The sequence below is a fragment of the Vibrio sp. YYF0003 genome, assembly GCF_036350715.1.
Taxonomy (GTDB): Bacteria; Pseudomonadota; Gammaproteobacteria; order Enterobacterales; family Vibrionaceae; genus Vibrio; species Vibrio natriegens.
The window spans coordinates 258,928-281,501 of the sequence record NZ_JAZDWA010000002.1 but is presented as its reverse complement, the minus strand read 5'-3'; the positions used below and the strand labels follow the sequence as shown (position 1 = coordinate 281,501).

The window sequence follows — 22,574 nt, the reverse complement described above, 5'->3', positions numbered from 1 at the left end:
ATGAAAAAAACTCTATTAGCAGTGGCACTACTTAGCGCATCTTCTGCGGCAATGGCAGATTCTTGGATTTACGGTGGCGCATCTGTAGGTCAGTCTGATTACAAAGGCGAGACGGATACATCATACTCAGTACACGTAGGTACAGGTATTCTTCCAATTATCGGTATTGAAGCTGGTGTGACTCAACACGGTGAATTTAACGTTGATGGTCGCGATACAAAACTTACCTCTTACTACGCAGCGCTAAAGCCAAGCATCGATTTCGGCCCACTGCACATTTACGCAAAAGGTGGTATCCACCAATGGGATAAAGAAGTAAAAGGCGGTAGCGACGATGACGACTTCGATCTAATGTACGGTGTTGGTGCTGAATACTTCATCTTTGGTCCACTTTCTGTGGGTGCAAGCTACATGAACTACACAGCAGATAAAGACGATATCGGTACGTTCTCTGTGAATGCATCTTTGCACTTCCTATAATTTTCGACATATCCGAGAGTTATAAAACACCGGCTTTAAGCCGGTGTTTTTGTTTCTGATAGTGACTTCGACTTGCTTCTCTGTCTGAATTGATATCACACTACAACGAATTGAATATAAATTATTCATTCTTTGATCTTAATTTCTCTATACCTTCCAATATATAGTGCTCATTAAACTATGAGCTAGGAGCGTGAAATCACGCAGACTTACAAAGGATGGTATGACTATGAAAACAAAACTCTCGATATTGGCTTTGGCGTTGTGTTCAACGTCTGCGTTCGCGGATTCGTGGCTATATGCTGGCGGACAAATCGGTCAATCTGATATTGAAGGCGAAAGTGATACAACCTACGGCTTACACGTTGGTACGGGGATTTTGCCGCTAATCGGTATCGAAGCGGGTTACTTTAACCACGGCAAAGTTGGACTGAATGTGGATGGAACCAAAGGCGATGGGGACTTCTCTTCACTCTATTTAGCGGTTAAACCAAGCATCGATTTTGGCCCGTTCCATATTTATGCCAAGGGTGGCATCAATGCTTTTAACGTTGACTATAAAGGTTCATTAAGTGCTATCGATAAAGATGATGGCGTCTCTTATATGTATGGTGTCGGTGCAGAGTACTTTTTGCTAGATAACATCTCAGTTGGTGCAAGTTACCAGGCTTTTGGTGTTGATATCGATGGCGACAGCGATTCAGTTAGTAGCTTTACCGGCAACGTTACTTTCCATTTCTTATAAACATCTCGCCCAGGCAAATTCATTTCTTAGTTTTTGCGACAGCCATAAAACAGCCATAAAGTGGTCACTTGCGATTCAGCGAGGGCCACTTTTTTGTTTAGTACCTGCTCACAATATGAGAGCAATGGTTATTAAAGCCAGAGACAATCATTAGACATCATAGTGTTTATTTTGCTGTCATTGAAAATAATCTGTCTTTTAAATGCAATAAAAGCATCACTTTTGCATATTTTTGTGACTAATGTTAATATTCGTCGCGATTAAAAACTTTAGAGCTCAAATTATTGGAGGGCGTATTGGAGTTCTTCTCATTTGAGGAGCGTTTCAAATTAACGTTAAATTTGTATTTATGGATAAAGCTTCATTTAAAAAATATAGTATCGAGACAACAGATTATCAGGTAGGGCAGGATAACGTACAAAAGTGGGGATTTGACGTTCACAATCCTGTTTTCGGAATCAGTGCCGGTCTTATTGTTTTATGTCTTATTTCATTGCTTTTAGTTGACCCTAATACCGCTCGTGACGCTTTGAACGGTGTTAAAAACGGAATCATTGAGCAATTTGATGCGTTTTTCATGTGGTCAGCGAACTTCTTCGTATTATTCGCCGTTGTTTTACTGTTATCGCCGCTGGGGAAAATTCGCTTAGGTGGCAAAGACGCAACACCTGATCATTCAAGAGTATCTTGGTTATCCATGCTATTTGCTGCAGGTATGGGTATTGGTTTACTGTTCTGGAGTGTTGCAGAGCCAACCGCGTACTTCACTGATTGGTGGGGAATGCCATTAAATGCGGAACCATACTCTGACGAAGCGAAATCGTTAGCAATGGCTGCGACCATGTTTCACTGGGGTGTTCATGGTTGGGGTATCTACGCCCTTGTTGCACTAGCTCTTGCCTTCTTTGCATTTAACAAGGGCTTACCACTGTCACTACGCTCTGCTTTTTACCCAATTTTTGGTGACCGTGCATGGGGTTGGTTAGGCCATGTTATCGACATCCTGGCAGTGCTTTCGACGCTGTTTGGTCTGGCGACTTCATTGGGTTTGGGTGCTCAGCAAGCGACAAGTGGTATCAACCATGTATTTGGTCTTGATGGTGGTATCGGCACTCAAATGATCGTGATCGCCTTTGTGACCTTCATTGCGGTACTTTCGGTCGTTCGTGGCATCGATGGTGGTGTTAAGGTGCTTAGTAATGTCAACATGGTGGTCGCTTTTGCGTTGCTTATTTTCATTACCTTCATCAGCTTCGACACCGCCTTTACGTCAATTTTTGATACAACAAAAGCGTATATCGAGTACATCATTCCGCTGAGTAATCCTCACGGTCGAGAAGATGAAACTTGGATGCAAGGTTGGACTGTATTCTACTGGGCATGGTGGGTTTCTTGGTCGCCATTCGTCGGTATGTTTATCGCACGAGTATCGAAAGGTCGTACAGTACGAGAATTCATTTGTGCAGTTATTATCATCCCAACAGTGGTTACACTTATCTGGATGGCTATCTTTGGTGGTATTGCACTTGATCAGGTCGTGAACAAAGTGGGTGAGCTGGGGACAAACGGCCTAACGGACATTTCTCTGACTCTGTTCCATGTGTATGACCAACTGCCATACAGCTCGGTAATTTCGATTCTTTCTATCGGCCTGATTTTGGTGTTCTTTGTAACGTCGTCGGATTCCGGTTCTTTGGTAATCGATAGCATTACAGCTGGCGGTAAAATTGATGCACCAGTACCTCAGCGAATTTTCTGGGCATGTATTGAAGGGGCAATCGCGGCGGTTATGCTTTGGATAGGCGGTAAAGAAGCCTTGCAAGCACTTCAGTCTGGCGTTGTCGCAACAGGCTTGCCGTTTACATTAGTTTTGTTGGTAATGTGTGTCAGCTTGGTTAAGGGTTTAAGAACTGAGCTACCTGCATACAAATAGTCTATCTGAAACACACGATTTCAATGCCGAGCTTTTTAAGCTCGGCATTTTTATTTGTTCTTTCCTTTTTAATAAATTCATTTAGAGTTTGTGCGTCGCCAACTTCAAATTTGTTAAATCATGTCTATTAATAAGCTCATTCTAATTCGTGGTCTTCCGGGATCTGGAAAAACAACGCTGGCTAAACAGCTGGTACCAATGCTCGATGCGAAACATTTTGAAGCGGACATGTACTTTGAAAAAGAAAGTGGGGAGTACCACTTCAATCCACAGCAACTTCCTCAAGCTCATGAGTGGTGTTTCCGTCAAGCTCGAAGATGGTTAAACCAAGGTAAAACCGTCATAGTGAGCAATACTTTTGTTCGCCTTTGGGAAATGAAGCGGTATCTGGATTACTGTAAAAAGAAGGGTATCGAGGTCGAGATAAAAGTGTGTGATGGTGAATATCAGAGTATTCACGATGTCCCAACGGCAACGATCGAGAAGATGCGACACCAGTGGCAGGATTAAGCACAAGCAACAATCAAACCTTGTCTAAAGATCAGTCTTAAATTTGCAGAGTCTTACTGACAATCATTGTTGTGAGTCGAAGAATAATTACTGACAAATAGGTTATCGAAGAAAGTTGCGCTTCAATATGGGAGATTTTTTGAACAAGGTTCCTCCCTATGCCCATAAAAATGACATTGATCGCACTCGCCATTATGGCATCCACGCACGTTCAAGCCCATCCAACTGTCGCGCCTTTAGTCTCGCTAGCAGAAACCTATCAAGATGGGATTGATGTATCGCAATACTGGTACAGTGAAAAACTGGATGGTATTCGTGCTTACTGGACGGGGCAACACCTTGTAACACGTAATGGAAACCGGATACACGCTCCTAAGTGGTTTACAGCACCATTGCCAGATTACCCTCTGGATGGTGAACTTTGGGCCGGGCGAGGTAATTTTCATTTGGTCCAGCAAACGGTTCTGGACAAAACACCGGTCGACAGCGCGTGGAAGAAAGTAGATTTTATGTTGTTTGATATGCCTTACTCTGCGGGTGACTATCGGAAACGCTATTACAATATCCAAAACTTGGTGTATGAGCTGGACGAGCCACACATTAAGTACGTCGAGCATATGACTATTCAAGATGAAGAGCACTTATTTAGCCAATTAGACAAAATCGCGTTAGCTGATGGGGAAGGTGTCATGTTACGCAAGGTGTCTAGTCGTTACCAAGCGGGCCGGGGCAGTGATTTACTTAAGTTAAAACGTTTTGCCGATACAGAAGCACAAGTGGTCGGACATAAGCCTGGAACTGGTCGCTTGTTGGGAATGATGGGCGCGATTCTGGTTCGTATGCCTGATGGTACAGAGTTTTATATTGGTAGTGGATTTACAGACGAGTTACGTCGAAACCCACCACAATTGGGTTCGATTATCACATTTAGGTACAACGGGTTTACTCATAACGGAAAACCTAAATTTGCCAGATTTTTGCGCGAGCGTTCTAAAGAGTAGCCTCGCTCGATTCTTACTTATCGACGTTTCCCACTGTCACACCACAACGCTTAAAAAGACCCTGCCAGAACTGTATGTGCTCCAGGGTTCTTTTTCTGAACGCGTTGTGAGCATCCATTAGCCCGTATGACTCGCCATGAAGGTCTATTCTTTTTTCGATTAAGCTAACGCCACTGTCCAGGCGTTGATATGTACTGTCCAAATAGGCCAGATATGGTTGTACTTCTTTCACGTAAATGGATTGAAAAACGTTATTTAAGTAACGAAACGTTGTGATATCTCGATTCTTGCCGCAAGTAATCTTACTTTGATTTGTGTCGAGCAATTGGGTGGTTTCATTCAGCCAATGGGAAGCGTTTACGAGAGAATAGTAAAGTCGACCCATAAGGCGAGACTTCTCCAGCACTTCCTGGTATTGCACGATATGAATATCCGGTAATCGAGAGATAGTCTTGTTAGGCGTTTCATACATATTACCTAAGAGGTTAAAAGCTTCGCTCACCACCGCAATTTGGTTTTTGTTATCGACAGATAGCCAATCAGAGGCTGTGAGTTGTTTTTGCATCGTCTCACTGGCAAATAACAGGTTATCAAGGTGAGTATGCAGGTGACTCCATTTCTGACCGTACAATAGAGTTAGAGTCTGTCGTTCATCATCACTAATTGGAAAGTCATTCAGGCATGAATTCAAAGTCCTGAGTAACGATGTCTGATAATCTAAATCGTGAAAGGCATCCTGTACTTTACCAAGTTGCGAGTTTTTGTCTGCCAAAAGATTAAACAAGCCACACTGACGAAGTTGGTAGCTTTCCAACAGTCCGAGTGTCAGTCTGGGTAGTGGCTGAAAAAGCGCTCGTCGAGGAGGAATGGTGATGGCGGGCAGGGAAGTTATCTCAACGCTTGAAACGTCCAATACATTCGCCAAGCGTTGATGGTATTTATCCAGCAGCGCTTGTTCAGGGTTGAATAAATCGGTACAACCTGAGAGTAATGTTATTGAGAACAATAGGGTTAGACGCACACTGTTCCTTTCTAATCACTGAGTTGGCTTGGTATAAAAGTATACCTGACTAAGGTTCGGTTCGATCAAAAAAGCCAGCGATTGCTGGCTTTTACAGGAGATTATTGTACCGAAAAGTTCAATTGAACCTCTGGCTTTTGGTGGTGCATCCAACGTAACCTGACGCCAAGCAACAGAGCGGCAGACGACAGGCCAATAATAAAGCCAATCCAGAAACCTTGCGCGCCCATTGGCTCAACGATCCAGTTGGTTCGGCCAAGGATGTAACCCATTGGTAAACCGCAAATCCAATAAGCAACAAAAGTACGATTAAAGATAGCGCGCATGTCTTTATACCCACGCAATGCACCCGCAGCGATCACTTGTACGGCATCGGTAAACTGATAGATCGCAGCGAGTAACAATAGTTCCATCGCCAGTTTGATAACTTCTTGGTTGCTGGTATATAACTCTGCGACAAATTCACGGAATACTACCGTTAGGAATGCCGTCACAACTGTCATCGCAGTACCAACCATGATACCAACACGCGATGCCACTCGGGCGCCTGCTACACTTTCTTCTCCAAGTTTATGCCCGACTCGAATACTAACAGCGGCACCAATACTCATTGGCAGCATGAACACAAGAGTCGAAAAGTTAATCGCGACCTGGTGAGCTGCAACAATAATTGGACCAAGAGGAGACACCAGAAGTGCAACGACAGCAAACAGCGTTACCTCAAAAAATAGCGCGGCAGCAACAGGAAAGCCGAGCTTAAACAGACGAATTTGTGCTTTCAGTTGTGGTGCGTGGAATTCAGCAAAGATATTGATGTTCTTTAGTCGTTCCGACGTAACCACATAAAATAAGAGCAGCGCAAACATAATCCAGTAAACGATAGTTGTTGCGACGCCACAACCAACGCCACCAAGCTCTGGCGCACCAAACTTGCCGTAAACGAAAATCCAGTTCAATGGAATGTTGAGCAATAAACCAATAAAACCGATCACCATTGCTGGTTTAGTGAGTGACATCCCATCGGTAAAACTTCTCAAAGCCTGAAACAGGAGAAAAGCCGGCACCGCTAAAATGACAGCGTGAATATAGCCTATGGTTTTTTCAGCCATCAGCGCTTCTATATCCATAAACCCAAGGATCAGTTGAGTCTGCAATAGCACCACAATAATAGGGATGCTAACGAATAGCGCCATGGCGATACCTTGCTGAATTTCGAAAGGTATTTTTACCCGACGACCAGAGCCGTTAAGCTGTGCAACAACAGGTACCAACGCCATTAACAAGCCAATGCCAAATAAAATCGATGGAAGCCAAATACTTGAAGCAACAGACACGGCTGCCATGTCAGTAGCACTTACGCCACCTGCCATTACCGTGTCTACAAACCCCATGCCTGTCTGAGCGACGGAAGCTATCAATACAGGGGTAGCTAATTTTATAAGACTCGACGCTTCTTCTTTATAGTGCTGCACGAAATACTCCAGGGCGCAAAGAGAGATTGAAATTGAAAGAATGAGAGAGCTCGAGAACAAAAGATGTGATGGACTGACCTAGTGGTTGATCTTAACCATGATAAGGTGGAAAAATGTCTCAGAGAGCCTCCGCGCAAATGATAAACAATTGTATCTTTATATGCCATACCTTTAACTGCATATTAACTTGAAAACAGTTTATAGTAGTCCGATAGAAGAAAGGTAAACGCGTAGAAATAAACATCTCTCGAGCGTTGTTTAGTAGAGATCAGATAAGTAGGTATAAACAAATGTTTACTGGAATAGTACAGGGCACGGCAAAAGTCGTGAAGATCGAAAAGAAAGAGCGTTTTCAAACTCATGTGATCGAGTTAGATGGCTCCCTTCTTGACGGGTTAGAGATTGGGGCTTCCGTCGCACATAATGGTTGCTGTCTGACCGTCACTCAAATCGACGGGAAGCACATTAGTTTTGATTTGATGCAGGCGACATTAGCATTGACCAATCTGGGTTTTCTCAGTGAGGGCGATAACGTCAATATCGAACGAGCGGCTAAATTTGGTGATGAAATTGGTGGTCACAATATGTCTGGTCATATTAGCTTGATGGCCACCATTGTTGACGTCATTGACACGCCAAATAACCGAACCATCTGGTTCGAGTTGCCTCAAGATTCAATGAAATACGTATTGGCCAAAGGGTATATTGGTATCGATGGTTGTTCGCTAACAATTGGCGAGGTAGAAGACAATCGTTTCTCTGTACATCTGATTCCTGAGACGTTGCAGAGAACTCTGTTTGGCGGTAGGAAAGTGACTGAACGTGTCAATATTGAGTTCGATCCACAAACTCAGGCTATTGTCGACACGGTCGAGCGTGTGCTGGCAGCGAAACAAATTTAAATATCAGTGATATTTGCCGTGATCTAAAAAAGGAGCGTTATTGCTCCTTTTTACGTTTTAGTTTATTCGTAGTTATCGTCAATAAACAGCTCTACTTTATCGTTCAGTTCATCCACATGCATGTTGAGATGAATGGCATGACAACAGGCAGGGCAGTCATCATAAAACTCTTGGTCACCATTACTGGCGTCTAAAGTGATTCCTATTGAGTGCCCACAATGCGGACACTTTACGTGTCTTTCAGTATAGTTTTTCATACAACAACTCCTCGTATTGCAGGGCTTTTAAAACAATTTATTGTGGAAGTTCAGCCCTATCACTTACTTTGTCCCAACATCGAGAGATACTTAAATATTAAGTGTAGTTGTTGCTATTTGAATCGAAATAAGTACAAAACTTGACCCCAAACTCAACACTGAATCTGGGGTCAATTTTCAGAGTGATATCACTCGTAAATTTACATTATGCAACGTTTTAAATATTTCAGATCAGACAGAAATAATTTTGTTAATTGTTAGCTGAGCTTGCTCTAAATAATGCCCGCCAAACAGGTTGCAGTGGTTAAGAACATGGTAGAGATTATAAATCTCTTTACGTTCCTGGTATCCAGGCAATAATGGCATAACTGATTCATATCCTTGATAAAATTCAGGTCTGAACCCACCGAAAAGCTCCGTCATCGCAATGTCGCACTCTCTGTCGCCCCAGTAGCATGCAGGGTCATAGCAAATAGGTCCGACAGGTGTCACGGCAGCATTACCATTCCATAAGTCACCATGCAGTAACGATGGCTCCGGTGTGTGATTCGACAAAAGCTGTTTCACGACGTTAACAAAGTCCTCAATATCGACCAAAGTTACGCCTTTTTCTTTCAGTAATTGTAATTGCCATCCTATGCGCTGCTCTGCAAAGAACATGCACCACTTCTTGTGCCACTGGTTAGGTTGTAGGGTTGAACCCAAATAGTTGTCGGTATCAAATCCAAACTCTTTTTGTTCTCCCCATTGGTGTAATTGAGCAAGCTGTTGGCCAAACAAGAAGCTGTTTTGCGCATCTTCTAACGGTTTAGTTGGGAGGTAGTTAAGAATTAAGAAAGAGTTATTTTTTGTTTTGCCGACCAGTACGACCTCTGGAACAAATACGGTTGAAGTTTCACGTAACAGATGCAGGCTTTCAGCTTCTACTTGGAACTTAGACAAAAAATCACGATCGTTTATTTTAACGAAATAGCGTTGCTCGCCATCATTGATCATATAGCTTTCATTGATATCTCCACCAGAAAGGCGAACTTTTTCGTTGATTTGATATTCAAATAACAGCGTATCAGAAAGCTGTTGCGATATTGCTTGCCACATACAAAACCTCGCGAATCTGTTTGACCACCAATAGTTTAGGATAAACGACGAGAAATTGGCGCGTTGCTGCGCATACTTGAACAATAAATTTATGAATCTGCTGACGAAATTTGCATAAGTGTGAATCATATCGCTCATAAGTTTATGATTTATCGTCCTAGCAGATGGTTATATACCCACACAACATGTATTATAATTTTTTTGACTTTGGTTCCATTGATAGCATGAAAGTACTGATATGTGATGACTCAGCAATCGCAAGAAAACTGATTATAAGAACAATCGTGCAAAGTTCATCAATGCAGCTGATCGAAGCCCAAGATGGGTATGAAGCACTGAAGATTCTGGCTGAACAAAATATTGACATTATGTTCCTCGATCTCACGATGCCGATTATGGACGGTTTCGAAGTTCTAAAATCCTTACCAGTAAGCCGCTACAACACCCAGATAGTGATCATCTCTGGCGATGTCCAACAAGAAGCCCAACAGCGCTGCATCGAATTAGGTGCAAAAGCATTTATTGCAAAACCATTGTCTGAAGAGCAAGTGGCCCCGCTGTATGAGCAACTGGGAATGCAATACGCATTTAAGCCTACCGTAGAGCTCAGTCCTAAACAGCAAGTATTCGATGATCTTTCCTCGCTTGCGAAGTTTCGAGAAGTCGCGAATGTTGCCCTAGGAAAAGGGGCCGCCATCATGGCCGATCATTTACGCGAGTTTATTCAGTTGCCTGTACCTCACGTTGGGCCACTAACATATGGAGAGCTCCATATGACGCTGGTTGATGTCATTCGTCGTGACGGTTCGATTGCGGTCGCACAACGGTTTGTTGGTGGTGGTATTCATGGTGAAGCATTAGTTTGCCTCAGAGGTAAACACATCGACCAGATAGGAGAGCGGCTAGGCTTTCAACTGGAGTTCACCAGCTATAACGAGATCATTCTTAATATCTCTAACTTGTTAGTGTCTTCGTTCTTAACGTCGTTAGGTTGCCAGTTAGATAAGCAGTTCTCGCTTCGCCAGCCGAGTATCATCGAAACCTTACCGACTTATAGTGAGCAGCAAGGTCAAAAAGGGGAGCTTTTTACGATTGAATATACATACATGGCGGAATCACTGGACTTTGAATGTGAAGTGCTCTTTCTGATAGACAAACCATCTGTAGAAATCATTTATGAAATCATGGAGTTAATCTGATGTCCGAAATCACGCTGGACATGGCTGACTTTCACTGGGTCACGCAAATCTTAGACACAATGGACTCTGGCCTTATTGTGCTGGATCGCCAGTATAAGGTCTGCGTGTGGAACAGCTTTATGCAATCCTACAGCGGTGTATTGTCGCAAGAAATTCTCGGTGAGAGTCTATTCGACCACTTTGAAGACCTGCCTAGAGCTTGGCTCGAGACAAAATTAAATACATCAGCCGACTTGGAAACTCGTTCATTTTCTAGTTGGGAAAATCGTCCGTACCTTTTTAAGTTTACTAACTTTTCACCTGTATCGAACAGCAGCACATTTATGTATCAGGATATCGTGATCACGCCGCTGCGCTCTCTTTCCGGAGAGATAAGCCATATCGCTATCCAAATAAACGATGTGTCTGAAACGGCACGAAGCCGTATTTATCTTAAAGAAACCAATCAACACCTTTCAGAAATCAGTCGTAAAGACGGTCTTACCGGTTTGTTTAATCGCGCTTATTGGGAACAATCACTCAAAGAAGAATTTACCCAAATAAAAGTCGTTGATGGGTCATGTTCCCTGGTTATTTTCGATATTGACCACTTTAAACAAGTTAATGATAACTATGGTCACCCTGTTGGGGATGAAGTGATTCGTCGAACGTCAGCTCTGTTAAGAAAAACAGCCCGAAGCAGCGACATTTGTGGTCGTTTTGGCGGGGAAGAGTTCACAGTGTTGTTAAAAAATACCAATCAGGAACAGGCCAGTTATTTTGCAGAGCGGCTACGTAAACGCGTAGAACAAGAGACCGTGAAAGTTGAAGATTCTCTGATTAACTACACCGTCAGTATCGGCGTATGCGAATATAAGCCTCACTTTGAAAGCCATATACAATGGTTAAAAAGTGCAGACTCCGCTTTGTATCGTGCAAAAGAAAGCGGACGAAACCAAAGTTGTGTATTTGGTGACGACTAAATCGAGACGAGTTTCTATATTGTTGGTTACTAGCTGTCCATTTGGCTCGTAAATACGCATTTCTATGACATAAGTTAGTGAAATTTCTTAGTAATGTCTTACTATTGATACAATTGTGCACCCAGCATTCTAGTCTTGACGTTAATGGAGAAATACAGTGGTTGTTGAAACGGATGGTTACCTTGCTCTTATCGAACACTTGTCGCTAAACCTTGATATCTTTACCACCGAGCGTGGTGATACAGGTTCAGAAAGTATCGAAGATGTGGTTACCGATATGGTGGCATCAAATATCATGATGATTTTTGAGCAAAACCCTGAACTTCATTCCAGTGTGCGTTTTAAGTTGTTAAAAGAAGCGGATGCCGTAGTAGAAGACTTGGGTGAAGTCCTCGCTGGAGTCTGGGGTAAGAAGGCGACCAATGAACAGATTACTTTTCTGGAAGAGTACGTCGCATTGGTGAAAAATCTTTTTGATAACGCAGTGGCGATTTACGACTAGAGGCTTATGTTGTTTGAATCGTGAATTCTTATCGTTCAAAACTCTAGTGGCGTTACAATGTCACCCTTCTGATTTGCCAAAATTTTGATGCCCAGTAGGGGTTGTCAATCCGAGAAATAATGACGCCTTTCGATGTGGACGCGTGCATAAACTGCTTGTTACCCAAATAGATACCAACATGATATGTTGTTCTTCTGGTCTTAAAAAAGACAAGGTCCCCTTGTTTGGCTTCATTCCATCCTAATTCTACGCCTTGTTTAGATTGCTGCCTTGTCGTCCTCGGTAAAGCAAGTTGATACGCTTCCACAAAGGCCTTTTGCACAAAGGCAGAACAATCAATACCTGACTTTTGTGTCCCACCCAAGCGGTACGGAGTGCCGTGCCACTCGTTATAAAACTGCAGTAACTCCGGTTTGCTAGCCAAAGTTTTCGCAGGAGGAACTGTCACAGCCACGGCGTGCTCTGCAGGCTCAGGACCCGACGAACAAGCTGTCATAAGTGTGCTGATTATCAAAGAGAAATAAATACGACGCAAATCATCCACCTACCATTCAAGTGATTAATACATGAAATATTATTGTCATAATCAATCCATACTATTGAACGCTTATCACGGTTTTATCAACTTTATGTGATGGACACGCAGTAAAACCGTTCAAACCTAAGAAAGAATAAAAATTGATTATGGCAACGCGCAAACGCTCACGCTTTTCACTCTCACTGATTCAGACGATCAGTGCAACACTTTTAACTATCATTGCACTTGTTATAGCTCTTTCTGCTTCAAGTTTCAAAGGAATGGGACAGATCGGAGAACAATTTGAAGATCTGTCTCAAAAAGCATTACCTATGGCAATGGCCAACGCCAAGTTAACCAGAAATGTTCTCGAGATCGTTAAATTGCTAAACCATGGCATGCAAGTTACCGAACCTAAAGAACTCCCTATAATTGAATCACAAATAGAAGCGTTAGCTATTCAATCTGAGGGCTTAACGGAAAAAACCTCTGGCGTTGCGGTTTCGCTTTCAAATGAATTAAAAACCAAAGTCGAAAACTTGCACAACATCACTCAAGCGATATTGCTAAAGCAGAATGCAGTGATCCAGATTCAAACGGATATCAATTCTGCGGTTGGTGGGTTCCGCTACGGTCTAAGCTCTATCGGCCCGGAAATGAACCGCATCAGCTCTTTTTTGAGTGCAGACAATCCTCAATCAAGTGACGCTGCCAATCGGTTTATTGCTTCAGCAAGTTCGATGGAAAGCACCTTTTTAATGATGCTGACGCATACTGACCTCGCAAAAGCGGAAAAAGAATACCGTGAAATGCGAAACCGAATCGCAGGGATTAACCTCGCATACTCCGATTTCCAAGCACTGCACCCTGAAGTCAGTGACTATGCCAGTCTAACAGCGCCTTATGAAATGGTAAAAGCAGGCTTTACTGACAAAGGTATTCTGCATTTGATTCTTGCTAAACTGGAACAAAGCGAACAACAAAGAGCGGAATTTAAACAAGCTTCCCAGCTCGCTGACGAGACGATGCTGTTACTTGATCAGGTTTCACTCGCAGCTTCTGAGTTGATTAATGAGAGAGAAAACGTAGTAAATACGACGATAAAAACCGTTAGCTTAATGGTCATTATCGCCGCAGTGGTTATCTCAATCATTATTTTCGCAACTTTGGTTGGTTTGAGAAGCTGGACGAATCGAGGACTACAATCGGTCCTTAGCCGATTATCTGCACTGACTGAACACGATTTCCGAGAGAAAGCCGATGAGGTGGGGCCTGAAGAACTGAAAGAGGTGGCGCGTAAACTGAATCTGGTCATTGATTCCACCTATGACTCCATCTCTACGGTGACGCGGAATTGTGAGACGCTTTATCAAACGGCGGAAATCAGCCATACCGCCGCAGAGCAGACTAACGAAGGACTTAGTAAACAAAATGAAGCCTTGGTGAGTATGGTCACGACCATTACACAATTGGAAGCCTCGATACGAGAAATAGCCATGGTGACGAACGCTTCAGCCGAAGATGCTCTTGTGGCGACAACGCAAACCGAAAAAGGGGTTGAAGTTGTTGAACTAAATCGCGCTAGACTGGAGTCACTAGAGACGTCATTTACTATGAATGAACAGTCCATACTGGAGCTCGATGAGCGCGTGAAACAGATTCGCGAAATGGTCGATATGATCAGTGGTATTGCTGATAACACTAACTTGTTGGCCTTGAATGCTGCGATTGAAGCGGCGCGTGCAGGTGAGCAAGGACGTGGTTTTGCGGTGGTAGCAGATGAAGTGCGTAAACTTGCCAGCGATACGTCTCAACAAACCACCAATATTCGGGCAATGATGAATGAGTTGACGACGGCGGCAGAGCGTTCTCGACAAGCCGTGAGCGATTCCCGGGAAGAAATGACGCATGCACTAGAATCTAGTCATGAAGTTAAATTGGTATTTTCCGACATCAATAACGCCGTTAAGCTTATTCAAGAACGTGTTGAACAGATCTCTGTGGCGACAGAAGAGCAGGAGCGGGCAACCGCTGATGTGTCACAATCAATCGCACAAATATCGGAACAAGGCGAGCAAACAAAGCTACGACTAGAATCTATGGTCGAAAGCTCAGAACAAGTGGCAGAAATTGCTGGCCATCAACAAGCTATGCTTCATAAGTATGACTTGTAAATCATAAGTAAACCGACGACAAGCCAAGGCCGGATCTATCGACGTCCTTGGCCTTTTTGTTCCCGTTTCGTATCCCACGCATACTTACTAAGTCTTCCATGCCAAAGTTATTTGGATATACATGCGCTCGCAGCGTGCGAATTTGATAACATGTAACTATCCTTGCAGTAGCAGCATGTTCGTAACCGAATACATTTCCAATTACTTGGTCATGCATTAGGGCATGGTCGGTCCCAAAAATTGCCACAAAATTATAAATTGTTCGATTAGTTCTATATGCTCTTCGCTATTCACTAAAATAAGGAAACGATGATGGATAAATTCGTAGTGTTTCTCTTATGCCTTTTTTTGACGATTGGCGGTGCTGTACACATTTACGACAACATTGCCGACGGTTTATTACCTTATGATTTTGCACCGCGTTGGTTAAATATCTACTGGAGTATATTGGGCATTTTCGACCTGTTGGCAGTTTACCTTTTGATTCGATACCGCAGGGCTGGTCTGGTATTGATGTTGGTAATTTTGTTCACCAATGTGATTTTTAACTCTCACGCACATTACTCGTTGGGAATATTAGATAACAACACGGCTTTACAGATGAAGACGCTATTTTTAGGTTTTGCTATGGGCGTATCTATATGGCTTTGGAACGCTCGTAAGAATCGACAGTCGCGCCAGATTTTCCGGTAATATTGTCATAATCAGTTTGTAAGGGAATGACCAAGAAAAACCAGCGTCATTCCAAATCAATGTTATTTTTTTGTCTTAACACGATAGCGGAATGGTTGGGTAAGAAGCTTATCCAACCTCTGCTCCTGTTTGTCTCTGATGTCCGGTAAACCAATGACAACATGGTCATGCCCAAGCTCTGGTTGAGCGCGGTACGTCGAAAACATTCGATCCCACACAGACAAAAAGAACCCAAAGTTAGAATGCGTTTCTCTCGGAATGACGGAGTGATGCACCCTATGCATATCCGGAGTAACAATCGCTTTCCTTAGCCATGCATCTGCAGGTAACGCAAGCTTCGCATTACTGTGATTGAACATAGCACTCGCGTTGAGAATAATTTCAAACATAACAATGGCGATTGGAGAAACACCGAGCATAAATACGGCACCAATTTTAATCACCATGGAAATCAAAATCTCAATTGGGTGGAAGCGGGCGCCCGTCGTCACATCAATATCCAAATCAGCATGGTGCATCCGATGAAGTTTCCACAATACAGGGACACGGTGGAAGATAACGTGCTGCACATAAATAATAAAATCGAGCAGGATGATTGAGAGTAGTACGTTTAACCAATCAGGCAACGACAGTAATTGGAATAGTCCCCACTGATGCTCGCTAGCAATAACGGCAGCCTGGAATGCCGCGATAGGCATGACTAACGCGATAACAACACTGTTGAGTGCGACGAGTGAGAGGTTGTTTACCCAACGAAAAGCGCGAGACACCGTCAATACTTTTCTGGGTAATACGTTTTCCCATAACGTGCAAAGCAGCAATACACCGACAAAGCAACCGAGCCTTATCCAAGCGGGGTCGTTAAATGCTGTTTCTGTCACAGAAGTTCCTCTCAGTTATCTATTCTGTCTGAACAGACCAAATTCAGTGCCAATTTCTTTCGGTATCTATACCTTACCTTGAGGCTAAGCGGTTATGCCAGTAGAATCGCGCTCTACTTTTTATTTGGCATTGCTACTCATGAGAATTCACGCTTTTCACCGTTTATATCAGCACCGTCAGTCTATCTCGACAAAGACTTTTAACGCGCGAGGCTGCAAAGTTATTCGCTGCCAATATTGTCAGGTCTCACAAGAGCACTGCCTGTGTGAACTACAGCCAAATATCAAATCCAATCTCGCTTGTATGTTGATTGTATCGGAAAACGAAGTGTTTAAGCCGAGTAATACGGGTCGCCTGATTGCCGATACCATTGAGGAAACCTACGTATATCAATGGAACCGGACGGAACCTTCCAATGAGATGCTCGCGCTATTAAAAAGTGATGACTATCAGCCGGTGATCATATTCCCGGCAGATTATGTCGATGACACTTCACGATTAATGGACAGCCTGAGCCCTGAGCTCTTGAGAACACCGGAAAGCAGCAACAAGAAATGGCTGTTGATTTTTATTGATGGCAGCTGGCGCGAAGCGAGAAAGATTTTCCGCCGTTCTGACTATCTACAATCGTTACCGGTATTATCGATACAACCAGAAACACTCTCTGAATACATCATGCGACGTTCTGAGAACGAGCAGCATCTCTCTACGGCTGAAGTTGCCACTTTAGTGCTTAAACAGGCAGGTGAGCACCAAGCTTCAGAGTGTCTCCAATTGTGGTTCGAAGCTTTTAGAGAAACCTACATGTTGACCAAAACACGAGTCAAAACGGATCCCAACCGTCCGCATCTACATCGTTTCAAAGCGTGGGCAAAAACTGAGAACTGACTCTAAGGAATGAGTTTTTGTTGATCGCTTGTTGTTCAACTGGCTTGAGTGAGAGGATAAATCTGGATTTGGTCACGGTTTGTAGGCGTATAGATATGGATAATGCCAGAAGTTTATCTTTTTGACTCCACTAAATTTTTGGGAGTCCTGTTAGCACTTTTTAGGAGAGAATTGCATGTATTATGGCTTTGATGTCGGTGGCACAAAGATTGAGTTTGGTGCATTTAACGAAAAGCTTGAGCGTGTAGCAACTGAGCGTGTACCAACACCAACTGATAACTATGAACTATTGGTTGACACTATCGCTGATCTTATTAGTAAGTACGACGCTGAATTTGGCTGCGAAGGTACCATTGGCCTGGGTCTTCCGGGAATGGAAGATGCTGATGATGCAACCGTATTGACAGTAAATGTACCAGCTGCGAAAGGAAAACCACTACGTGCAGATCTAGAAGCGAAAATCGGTCGCTCTGTGAAGATCGAAAACGACGCAAACTGTTTCGCGCTTTCAGAAGCTTGGGATGAAGATCTACAAGGTGAACCATCTGTACTGGGCTTAATCTTGGGTACTGGTTTTGGTGGCGGCTTTATTTACGAAGGTAAAGTTTTCTCAGGTCGTAACCACGTAGCGGGAGAGGTTGGCCATATGCGTCTTCCTATCGATGCATGGTTCCACCTAGGTGACAATGCGCCATTACTTGGTTGTGGATGTGGCAAGAAAGGTTGTCTTGATAGCTACCTATCCGGTCGCGGTTTTGAGCTGATTTATGCGCATTACTTCGGCGAGCAGAAAAAAGCGATCGATATCATCAAAGCGTATGGCGAAGGTGAAGCTTCAGCAGTTGAACACGTTGAGCGCTTTATGGAACTTCTGGCGATTTGTTTGGGCAACATCTTTACCGCAACAGATCCAAATGTTGTCGTACTGGGCGGTGGTCTATCTAACTTCGATCTTATTTACGAAGAGATGCCAAAGCGTATTCCAAAACACCTGCTTTCTGTAGCGAAATGTCCAAAAATCATCAAAGCAAAACACGGTGATTCGGGTGGTGTTCGCGGTGCTGCATTCTTAAACATCAAGTAAATAGTTAGCTTGGTTTAACATTTAGAATTGAATAAAAGCCCTGTTGCTAATTGTGCAACAGGGCTTTTTGTTTGCGTAGACTTTGTCAGGAAACCGTCTTTACCGAGCTTTACACTTCATTTACGTCACTTGAACTAGCCTCTGGTAAGATTTCTTTAAATCTTAGAGATTAATTAACGGGGATGACTATGTTTAACGTTTCAACATTTCGTAACGGTGCCATTGCGTTGGTACTGATGAGTATGGTGGCCCCATCTTTTGCGAAGCAAGCGCCGGGACATGGTCATGACCATCAAGCCCCGAGCAAAGTTGTTGTGGTAACGCCAGACCATAGACCGAGTCATAAGGCTCCGTCACATCGTTCGTATCATCATAGCGGATTGCCTTCTACAGCCGCAATTTTAGCAATTGCGGGAATAACGTATGCGATTATCGATAATGCTTATTACAAGCAAAGTGGTGACCAGTACATTTATGTTGAGCAGCCACCTGTATCTTCGTCTCAGCAAGTCAATTCCGTAAGCAGCAGTCTATCGGGTCAGGTTGTGAATACACTCCCAAGCGGTGTAGTGAGAGTAACGGTAGACGGTGCTACCTATTATGTCCGAGGCAATGACTGGTATGCGCCAATTGCAGGGACGAGTAAGTTTGTGGTTGTTGCGCCTCAGCTCTAAACTCGAACAGATCCAATCAGATACAAAAAAGCTCGCGTTTAATCGCGAGCTTTTGCTATTTGGTAAAAACTATTTATTCTTTTTACCAACGCCCAAGTTTTCCTTTTGGGCCAGAGTGATTTTAGTAAAACCAAGTTTTTTAAAGTGGTTATCACGATAGTTTCGAACGGCTTTGGTATCAGAAATCGCTTCGATTTGCTGTTCCATTTTTAGGAACTCAGAAATATCAATACCTTCTGCTTCAGCAACGGCTTCATGAATATTGCGATGTTGCTGGTAAGAGAACGTCAGTTCTTTGTCTTCGTTCTTGTATGTGTAAAGAATGGTGCGAGCCATAATAATCTCTCGAATAGTGTGTTAATGCTTTCAGTGAAATTGAGCCATACCTACCGTAAGCAGTGATGGATATTTGATATGGAGTACCAACCTCAAACTCCACTAAAAACGAAAGGCCAGCATAGCTGACCTTTATAAAATCGTTGCTAGTAACCTATTGGGGCTAGATTCTGCCTTGAAGAGGGATGATTGTCACGTTTTCTCCCACTTTAACTGTATCGATAGCAGGGGATATTTCGATTAGACAATTCGCTTCACTCATCGAACGCAAAATACCGGAGCCTTGCTTACCCGTCGTGCGAACGGTGAGGCGGCCGGTTTCGTCTAGCTGATAGAATCCGCGGCTAAACTCAGTTCTGCCTTGACGAGAGCGTAAGTTTTCCGTTGCAATCGCGTTGACTTTTAATGGTTGCCAGCCTTGCTCTCCCTGCATTTTGCGGATTGCTGGCTCAACGAAGTTGATGAACGAGACCATCACGGCAACAGGGTTACCCGGTAAACCAAAAAACGGCTTACTGTTTATTTGGCCAAACGCAAGTGGGCGACCAGGGCGCATGTTGATACGCCAAAAGTCAATTTGTCCCAACTTTTCCAGAGCTAACTTAATGTAGTCCGCATCACCAACAGACACGCCACCAGATGTCATTACCATGTCTGCTTGCTGGGATGCTTGCTCCAATGCTTCGATCATCTGTTGTTCATTGTCTTCCAGAATACCAAAATCCAAAATTTCACACCCGAGCTGTTCAAGCATACCCATAATGGTAAATCGGTTTGAGTCGAAGATTGAATTAGGCTTCTGCTCGGTGCCTGGCGCTTGCACTTCGTCACCCGTTGAGAAGATTGCGACTTTGAGTTTACGAAAGACACTTGCTTGCCCGAAACCAAGAGAGGCGATCATGCCCATTTCCGGAGAGGCGAGGCGAGTACCAGAGGTAAAGACGTTACTGCCAATTTCAAGATCTTCACCAGCTTGACGAACGTTCTGACCCGCTTTTATGCCTGAAGTATTAAACGTTACCTTGTCACCATTTTGTACAGCTTGTTCGCGCATCACCACCGTGTCACCATTAACCGGTGTTGGTGCTCCCGTCATGATTTTAACCGCTTGCCCCATCTGCAACGGTTTATCGTAAGCATGGCCAGCAAGGACTTCTGCCATCACTTGATAACTCTCTCGCTCAAGGTCGTCACTGCGAATAGCGTAACCATCCATTGCCGAGTTTGTGTATTGAGGCACGTTAACCGGAGAAACGATGTCATCAGCCAATACTCGACCGTAACTACGTTCAACATCGCATAGTTCAATGTCAGTCAAGGAAGGCACTAAAGAGAGAATTTTCTCTCGCCCTTGCTCCACAGATAGGAAAGCAGGGGATAAGGTGTCACAGCACGCGGCTTCTTTGTCTTTCGATTTTGGTTGTTTCGTCGCATTGACATACTGAAGCACAAACTCCGCGATAGCATCCAAATCGTTGATGTTCATCTGCGGTAATTCGGAATCTAATTCACCACTGTCGGAGGCAATCGCAATGATGTTTTCATCAGAAGGGTAAAGCCAAGGTTTGCCGACTTCTTCTCGGTGAAGTTCGATTTTTGGAAAGGCGATGTTTTTACAACCTTCAACCAGAACGACATCTAACTTGTCTTCATCAAAACGAGTCAACAGGTATTCGAACTCTGCCTCAGCATCCGGAGTTTCTGTCATCAAAGCAAAACGATTTCGGGATGCGATCAACATTTGTGAAGCGCCAGCCTTGCGTAAACGATAGCTGTCTTTACCTGGCTTATCGACGTCAAAGTTGTGGTGCGCGTGTTTCAATATGCCAATACGTAAACCAGCTTCGGTCAGTTTTGGTAACAGTGCTTCTAGCAACGTAGTTTTACCAGTACCTGAGTAAGCGGCAAAACCAAGAATAGGGATATTTAGCGTGTGTTTCATGATTCTAATTGTCCAAATTGCGCCAGTTCTTCCGGAGTGTTTAAGTTGACGAAACAGTTTGGTGAGTCACTGAAATCAACGTAGCTGGTGTGACACTCTTTATAAAGCAAAATGATTTTTCGATCGCCACGCTCTAAAAATGCCGTCAGTTTCGGCAGTACGCGCTTATGGTACATGGTGAAAACTGGTTGCTGGTGATCACCATCGTGCGCGACCAATATGTCAGTGTCATCTTTGACCGCCTGACAAAAGCGTTCGACTAAATCGGTATTAATTTGTGGACTGTCACATGGAACAAATCCGACCCAATCCGTTTGCGCGTGCATTAATCCGGCATGAATGCCACCCATCGGCCCCGGATAATCTTTGAACTGGTCACTGAAGACGAAACCAAACTGACGGTAAGCGTCTTGGTTTCGATTAGCATTGATTAAAATGCTTGGTGTTTGTGGTGATAGACGTTCTATGACGTGTTTGATGAGTGGTTTCTGATTTAGCTCTATCAGGCCTTTATCTTTTCCACCCATGCGGCTGGCTTGACCGCCAGCTAAGATGACCCAACTAGTTTGTGTTGGTTGAAGCATATGCATTCTCTTGGGAGTTTTCTTTTGGTATGACATATAACAGTGGTGACTCTACCAAAGTCTTGTTTTTAATCCACCACTGTTTTTTACATAAATCGGTTAGCGCGTTGGTTTGATGGCTCGTGATCACGATACTAGAGCCACGATCTAAAAGATCTTTGGCCATTACGACTAATCGCTCGATCGATTCGGCGTCTAGTGAAGCACTTGGCTCATCCATCAATAAAATCGACGGTTTTAAGATCCATGCTCTCGCCATGGCAACACGCTGCTTTTCGCCACCTGACAATACAGAGATATGTTCATCGGCTAAGGTTTCCAAACCTACCATGCGTAGCGCGTTGATAACTTGCGCTCGCTTATCTTTTGCGTTGTCCTGCTGATATTTCACGCCATAAACAACGTTTTCGTAAACGCTGCCGTCAAATAGGTAAGGAGATTGATGGAGATAAATAACATCGACACGACCATTTCGGCGGGTCAGTTTTTTCAGCCAGGTATCTTTAGGTGCGGCTACAGTGCCGGTTGATGCTTTCAAAAGACCGGCTAGAATTTTCAGCAGTGTTGTTTTTCCGACGCCGTTATCGCCTTTAAGATAAATCGCATCGTTCGGTCCAATCGTTAGCTCGGGAATGTGAAAGAGCACGCGCTCTTTAAAGCGCATGGACAATTGTTCGGCGGTAATTTTTATAGTCATAGTACGCCTCTACAGAGAATA

Annotated in this window: 24 protein-coding genes; 14 read left to right on the top strand and 10 right to left on the bottom strand. The window is 43.7% G+C overall.

What is annotated here, in order from left to right; all coding sequences use genetic code 11:
- The 5 genes from V1U08_RS07780 (at position 1) to V1U08_RS07760 (ending at position 4,669) form a co-directional block, all read left to right on the top strand.
- On the top strand, positions 1–480 hold the full coding sequence (locus tag V1U08_RS07780) for a porin family protein (RefSeq protein ID WP_014231778.1): 480 nt from the start codon (positions 1–3) through the stop codon (positions 478–480).
- A 229-nt stretch (positions 481–709) separates the two neighbouring features.
- On the top strand, positions 710–1,225 hold the full coding sequence (locus V1U08_RS07775; protein WP_014231779.1) for a porin family protein: 516 nt from the start codon (positions 710–712) through the stop codon (positions 1,223–1,225).
- Positions 1,226–1,574: 349 nt separating this feature from the next.
- The gene (locus V1U08_RS07770) at positions 1,575–3,158 is read left to right on the top strand and encodes a BCCT family transporter (protein ID WP_014231780.1); all 1,584 of its coding nucleotides are present in this window, start codon (positions 1,575–1,577) and stop codon (positions 3,156–3,158) included.
- A 120-nt stretch (positions 3,159–3,278) separates the two neighbouring features.
- Positions 3,279–3,668 (top strand): ATP-binding protein, encoded by a 390-nt coding sequence (locus V1U08_RS07765; RefSeq protein ID WP_014231781.1) that lies wholly within the window; start codon positions 3,279–3,281, stop codon positions 3,666–3,668.
- Positions 3,669–3,826: 158 nt separating this feature from the next.
- Positions 3,827–4,669, top strand: coding sequence for a DNA ligase (locus V1U08_RS07760; protein WP_330470341.1), 843 nt, complete (start codon positions 3,827–3,829; stop codon positions 4,667–4,669).
- A 13-nt stretch (positions 4,670–4,682) separates the two neighbouring features.
- Here the strand turns inward: V1U08_RS07760 and V1U08_RS07755 are convergent, their stop codons facing one another.
- Both V1U08_RS07755 and V1U08_RS07750 read right to left on the bottom strand, forming a co-directional pair.
- Entirely contained in the window at positions 4,683–5,690 is a 1,008-nt protein-coding gene (locus V1U08_RS07755) for a DUF3080 domain-containing protein (RefSeq protein ID WP_330470340.1), read from the bottom strand.
- Positions 5,691–5,791: 101 nt separating this feature from the next.
- The gene (locus V1U08_RS07750; protein ID WP_268669103.1) at positions 5,792–7,162 is read right to left on the bottom strand and encodes an MATE family efflux transporter; all 1,371 of its coding nucleotides are present in this window, start codon (positions 7,160–7,162) and stop codon (positions 5,792–5,794) included.
- A gap of 290 nt (positions 7,163–7,452) precedes the next feature.
- On the opposite strand from V1U08_RS07750, the gene V1U08_RS07745 reads away from it, so the two are divergent.
- Complete coding sequence (locus V1U08_RS07745; RefSeq protein WP_065296816.1) at positions 7,453–8,064, top strand: riboflavin synthase; 612 nt, start codon at positions 7,453–7,455, stop codon at positions 8,062–8,064.
- 62 nt (positions 8,065–8,126) lie between these two features.
- Here V1U08_RS07745 and V1U08_RS07740 read toward each other — a convergent pair whose 3' ends face one another.
- Together V1U08_RS07740 and V1U08_RS07735 are read right to left on the bottom strand one after the other, a co-directional pair.
- A complete protein-coding gene (locus V1U08_RS07740; RefSeq protein WP_014231786.1) occupies positions 8,127–8,321 on the bottom strand; it encodes a CPXCG motif-containing cysteine-rich protein in 195 nt (64 codons plus the stop codon).
- A 231-nt stretch (positions 8,322–8,552) separates the two neighbouring features.
- Complete coding sequence (locus V1U08_RS07735) at positions 8,553–9,419, bottom strand: fructosamine kinase family protein (protein ID WP_014231787.1); 867 nt, start codon at positions 9,417–9,419, stop codon at positions 8,553–8,555.
- 224 nt (positions 9,420–9,643) lie between these two features.
- Between V1U08_RS07735 and V1U08_RS07730 the strand changes: the two genes are divergently transcribed.
- The 3 genes from V1U08_RS07730 (at position 9,644) to V1U08_RS07720 (ending at position 12,082) form a co-directional block, all read left to right on the top strand.
- Complete coding sequence (locus V1U08_RS07730; RefSeq protein WP_024372671.1) at positions 9,644–10,618, top strand: response regulator; 975 nt, start codon at positions 9,644–9,646, stop codon at positions 10,616–10,618.
- Positions 10,618–11,580: a GGDEF domain-containing protein gene (locus V1U08_RS07725; RefSeq protein WP_014231789.1), complete on the top strand. Its 963-nt coding sequence runs from the start codon at positions 10,618–10,620 to the stop codon at positions 11,578–11,580. The genes V1U08_RS07730 and V1U08_RS07725 overlap by 1 nt, the downstream gene beginning before the upstream one ends.
- Positions 11,581–11,737: 157 nt before the next feature.
- Entirely contained in the window at positions 11,738–12,082 is a 345-nt protein-coding gene (locus V1U08_RS07720) for a DUF3802 family protein (protein ID WP_014231790.1), read from the top strand.
- 52 nt (positions 12,083–12,134) lie between these two features.
- On the opposite strand, the gene V1U08_RS07715 is transcribed toward V1U08_RS07720, so the two are convergent.
- Entirely contained in the window at positions 12,135–12,626 is a 492-nt protein-coding gene (locus V1U08_RS07715) for an NlpC/P60 family protein (protein WP_014231791.1), read from the bottom strand.
- Between the two features lie 140 nt (positions 12,627–12,766).
- Here V1U08_RS07715 and V1U08_RS07710 point away from each other — a divergent pair, with 140 nt between their 5' ends.
- Both V1U08_RS07710 and V1U08_RS07705 read left to right on the top strand, forming a co-directional pair.
- A complete protein-coding gene (locus V1U08_RS07710; protein WP_330470339.1) occupies positions 12,767–14,773 on the top strand; it encodes a methyl-accepting chemotaxis protein in 2,007 nt (668 codons plus the stop codon).
- 312 nt (positions 14,774–15,085) lie between these two features.
- On the top strand, positions 15,086–15,466 hold the full coding sequence (locus V1U08_RS07705; RefSeq protein WP_330470338.1) for a hypothetical protein: 381 nt from the start codon (positions 15,086–15,088) through the stop codon (positions 15,464–15,466).
- 62 nt (positions 15,467–15,528) lie between these two features.
- Here the strand turns inward: V1U08_RS07705 and V1U08_RS07700 are convergent, their stop codons facing one another.
- A complete protein-coding gene (locus tag V1U08_RS07700; RefSeq protein WP_330470337.1) occupies positions 15,529–16,347 on the bottom strand; it encodes a sterol desaturase family protein in 819 nt (272 codons plus the stop codon).
- A 139-nt stretch (positions 16,348–16,486) separates the two neighbouring features.
- On the opposite strand from V1U08_RS07700, the gene V1U08_RS07695 reads away from it, so the two are divergent.
- The 3 genes from V1U08_RS07695 to V1U08_RS07685 all read left to right on the top strand — a co-directional run bounded on the left by V1U08_RS07695 (position 16,487) and on the right by V1U08_RS07685 (position 18,994).
- Positions 16,487–17,236 (top strand): tRNA-uridine aminocarboxypropyltransferase, encoded by a 750-nt coding sequence (locus V1U08_RS07695; protein ID WP_239948059.1) that lies wholly within the window; start codon positions 16,487–16,489, stop codon positions 17,234–17,236.
- A 175-nt stretch (positions 17,237–17,411) separates the two neighbouring features.
- Positions 17,412–18,320 (top strand): N-acetylglucosamine kinase, encoded by a 909-nt coding sequence (gene nagK / locus V1U08_RS07690; protein ID WP_014231796.1) that lies wholly within the window; start codon positions 17,412–17,414, stop codon positions 18,318–18,320.
- A 188-nt stretch (positions 18,321–18,508) separates the two neighbouring features.
- Positions 18,509–18,994 (top strand): DUF6515 family protein, encoded by a 486-nt coding sequence (locus V1U08_RS07685; RefSeq protein WP_330470336.1) that lies wholly within the window; start codon positions 18,509–18,511, stop codon positions 18,992–18,994.
- A 69-nt stretch (positions 18,995–19,063) separates the two neighbouring features.
- Here the strand turns inward: V1U08_RS07685 and V1U08_RS07680 are convergent, their stop codons facing one another.
- From V1U08_RS07680 to V1U08_RS07665, 4 genes are all read right to left on the bottom strand, one after another.
- A complete protein-coding gene (locus V1U08_RS07680; protein ID WP_014231798.1) occupies positions 19,064–19,330 on the bottom strand; it encodes a DUF2960 domain-containing protein in 267 nt (88 codons plus the stop codon).
- Positions 19,331–19,493: 163 nt separating this feature from the next.
- Complete coding sequence (locus tag V1U08_RS07675; protein ID WP_330470335.1) at positions 19,494–21,272, bottom strand: bifunctional molybdopterin-guanine dinucleotide biosynthesis adaptor protein MobB/molybdopterin molybdotransferase MoeA; 1,779 nt, start codon at positions 21,270–21,272, stop codon at positions 19,494–19,496.
- Positions 21,269–21,856, bottom strand: a complete 588-nt coding sequence (mobA, locus tag V1U08_RS07670; protein ID WP_065296822.1) for a molybdenum cofactor guanylyltransferase MobA — start codon at positions 21,854–21,856, stop codon at positions 21,269–21,271. The genes V1U08_RS07675 and mobA overlap by 4 nt, the downstream gene beginning before the upstream one ends.
- Positions 21,834–22,553, bottom strand: a complete 720-nt coding sequence (locus V1U08_RS07665; protein ID WP_020333261.1) for an energy-coupling factor ABC transporter ATP-binding protein — start codon at positions 22,551–22,553, stop codon at positions 21,834–21,836. The genes mobA and V1U08_RS07665 overlap by 23 nt, the downstream gene beginning before the upstream one ends.
- Positions 22,554–22,574: the final 21 nt, after the last annotated feature.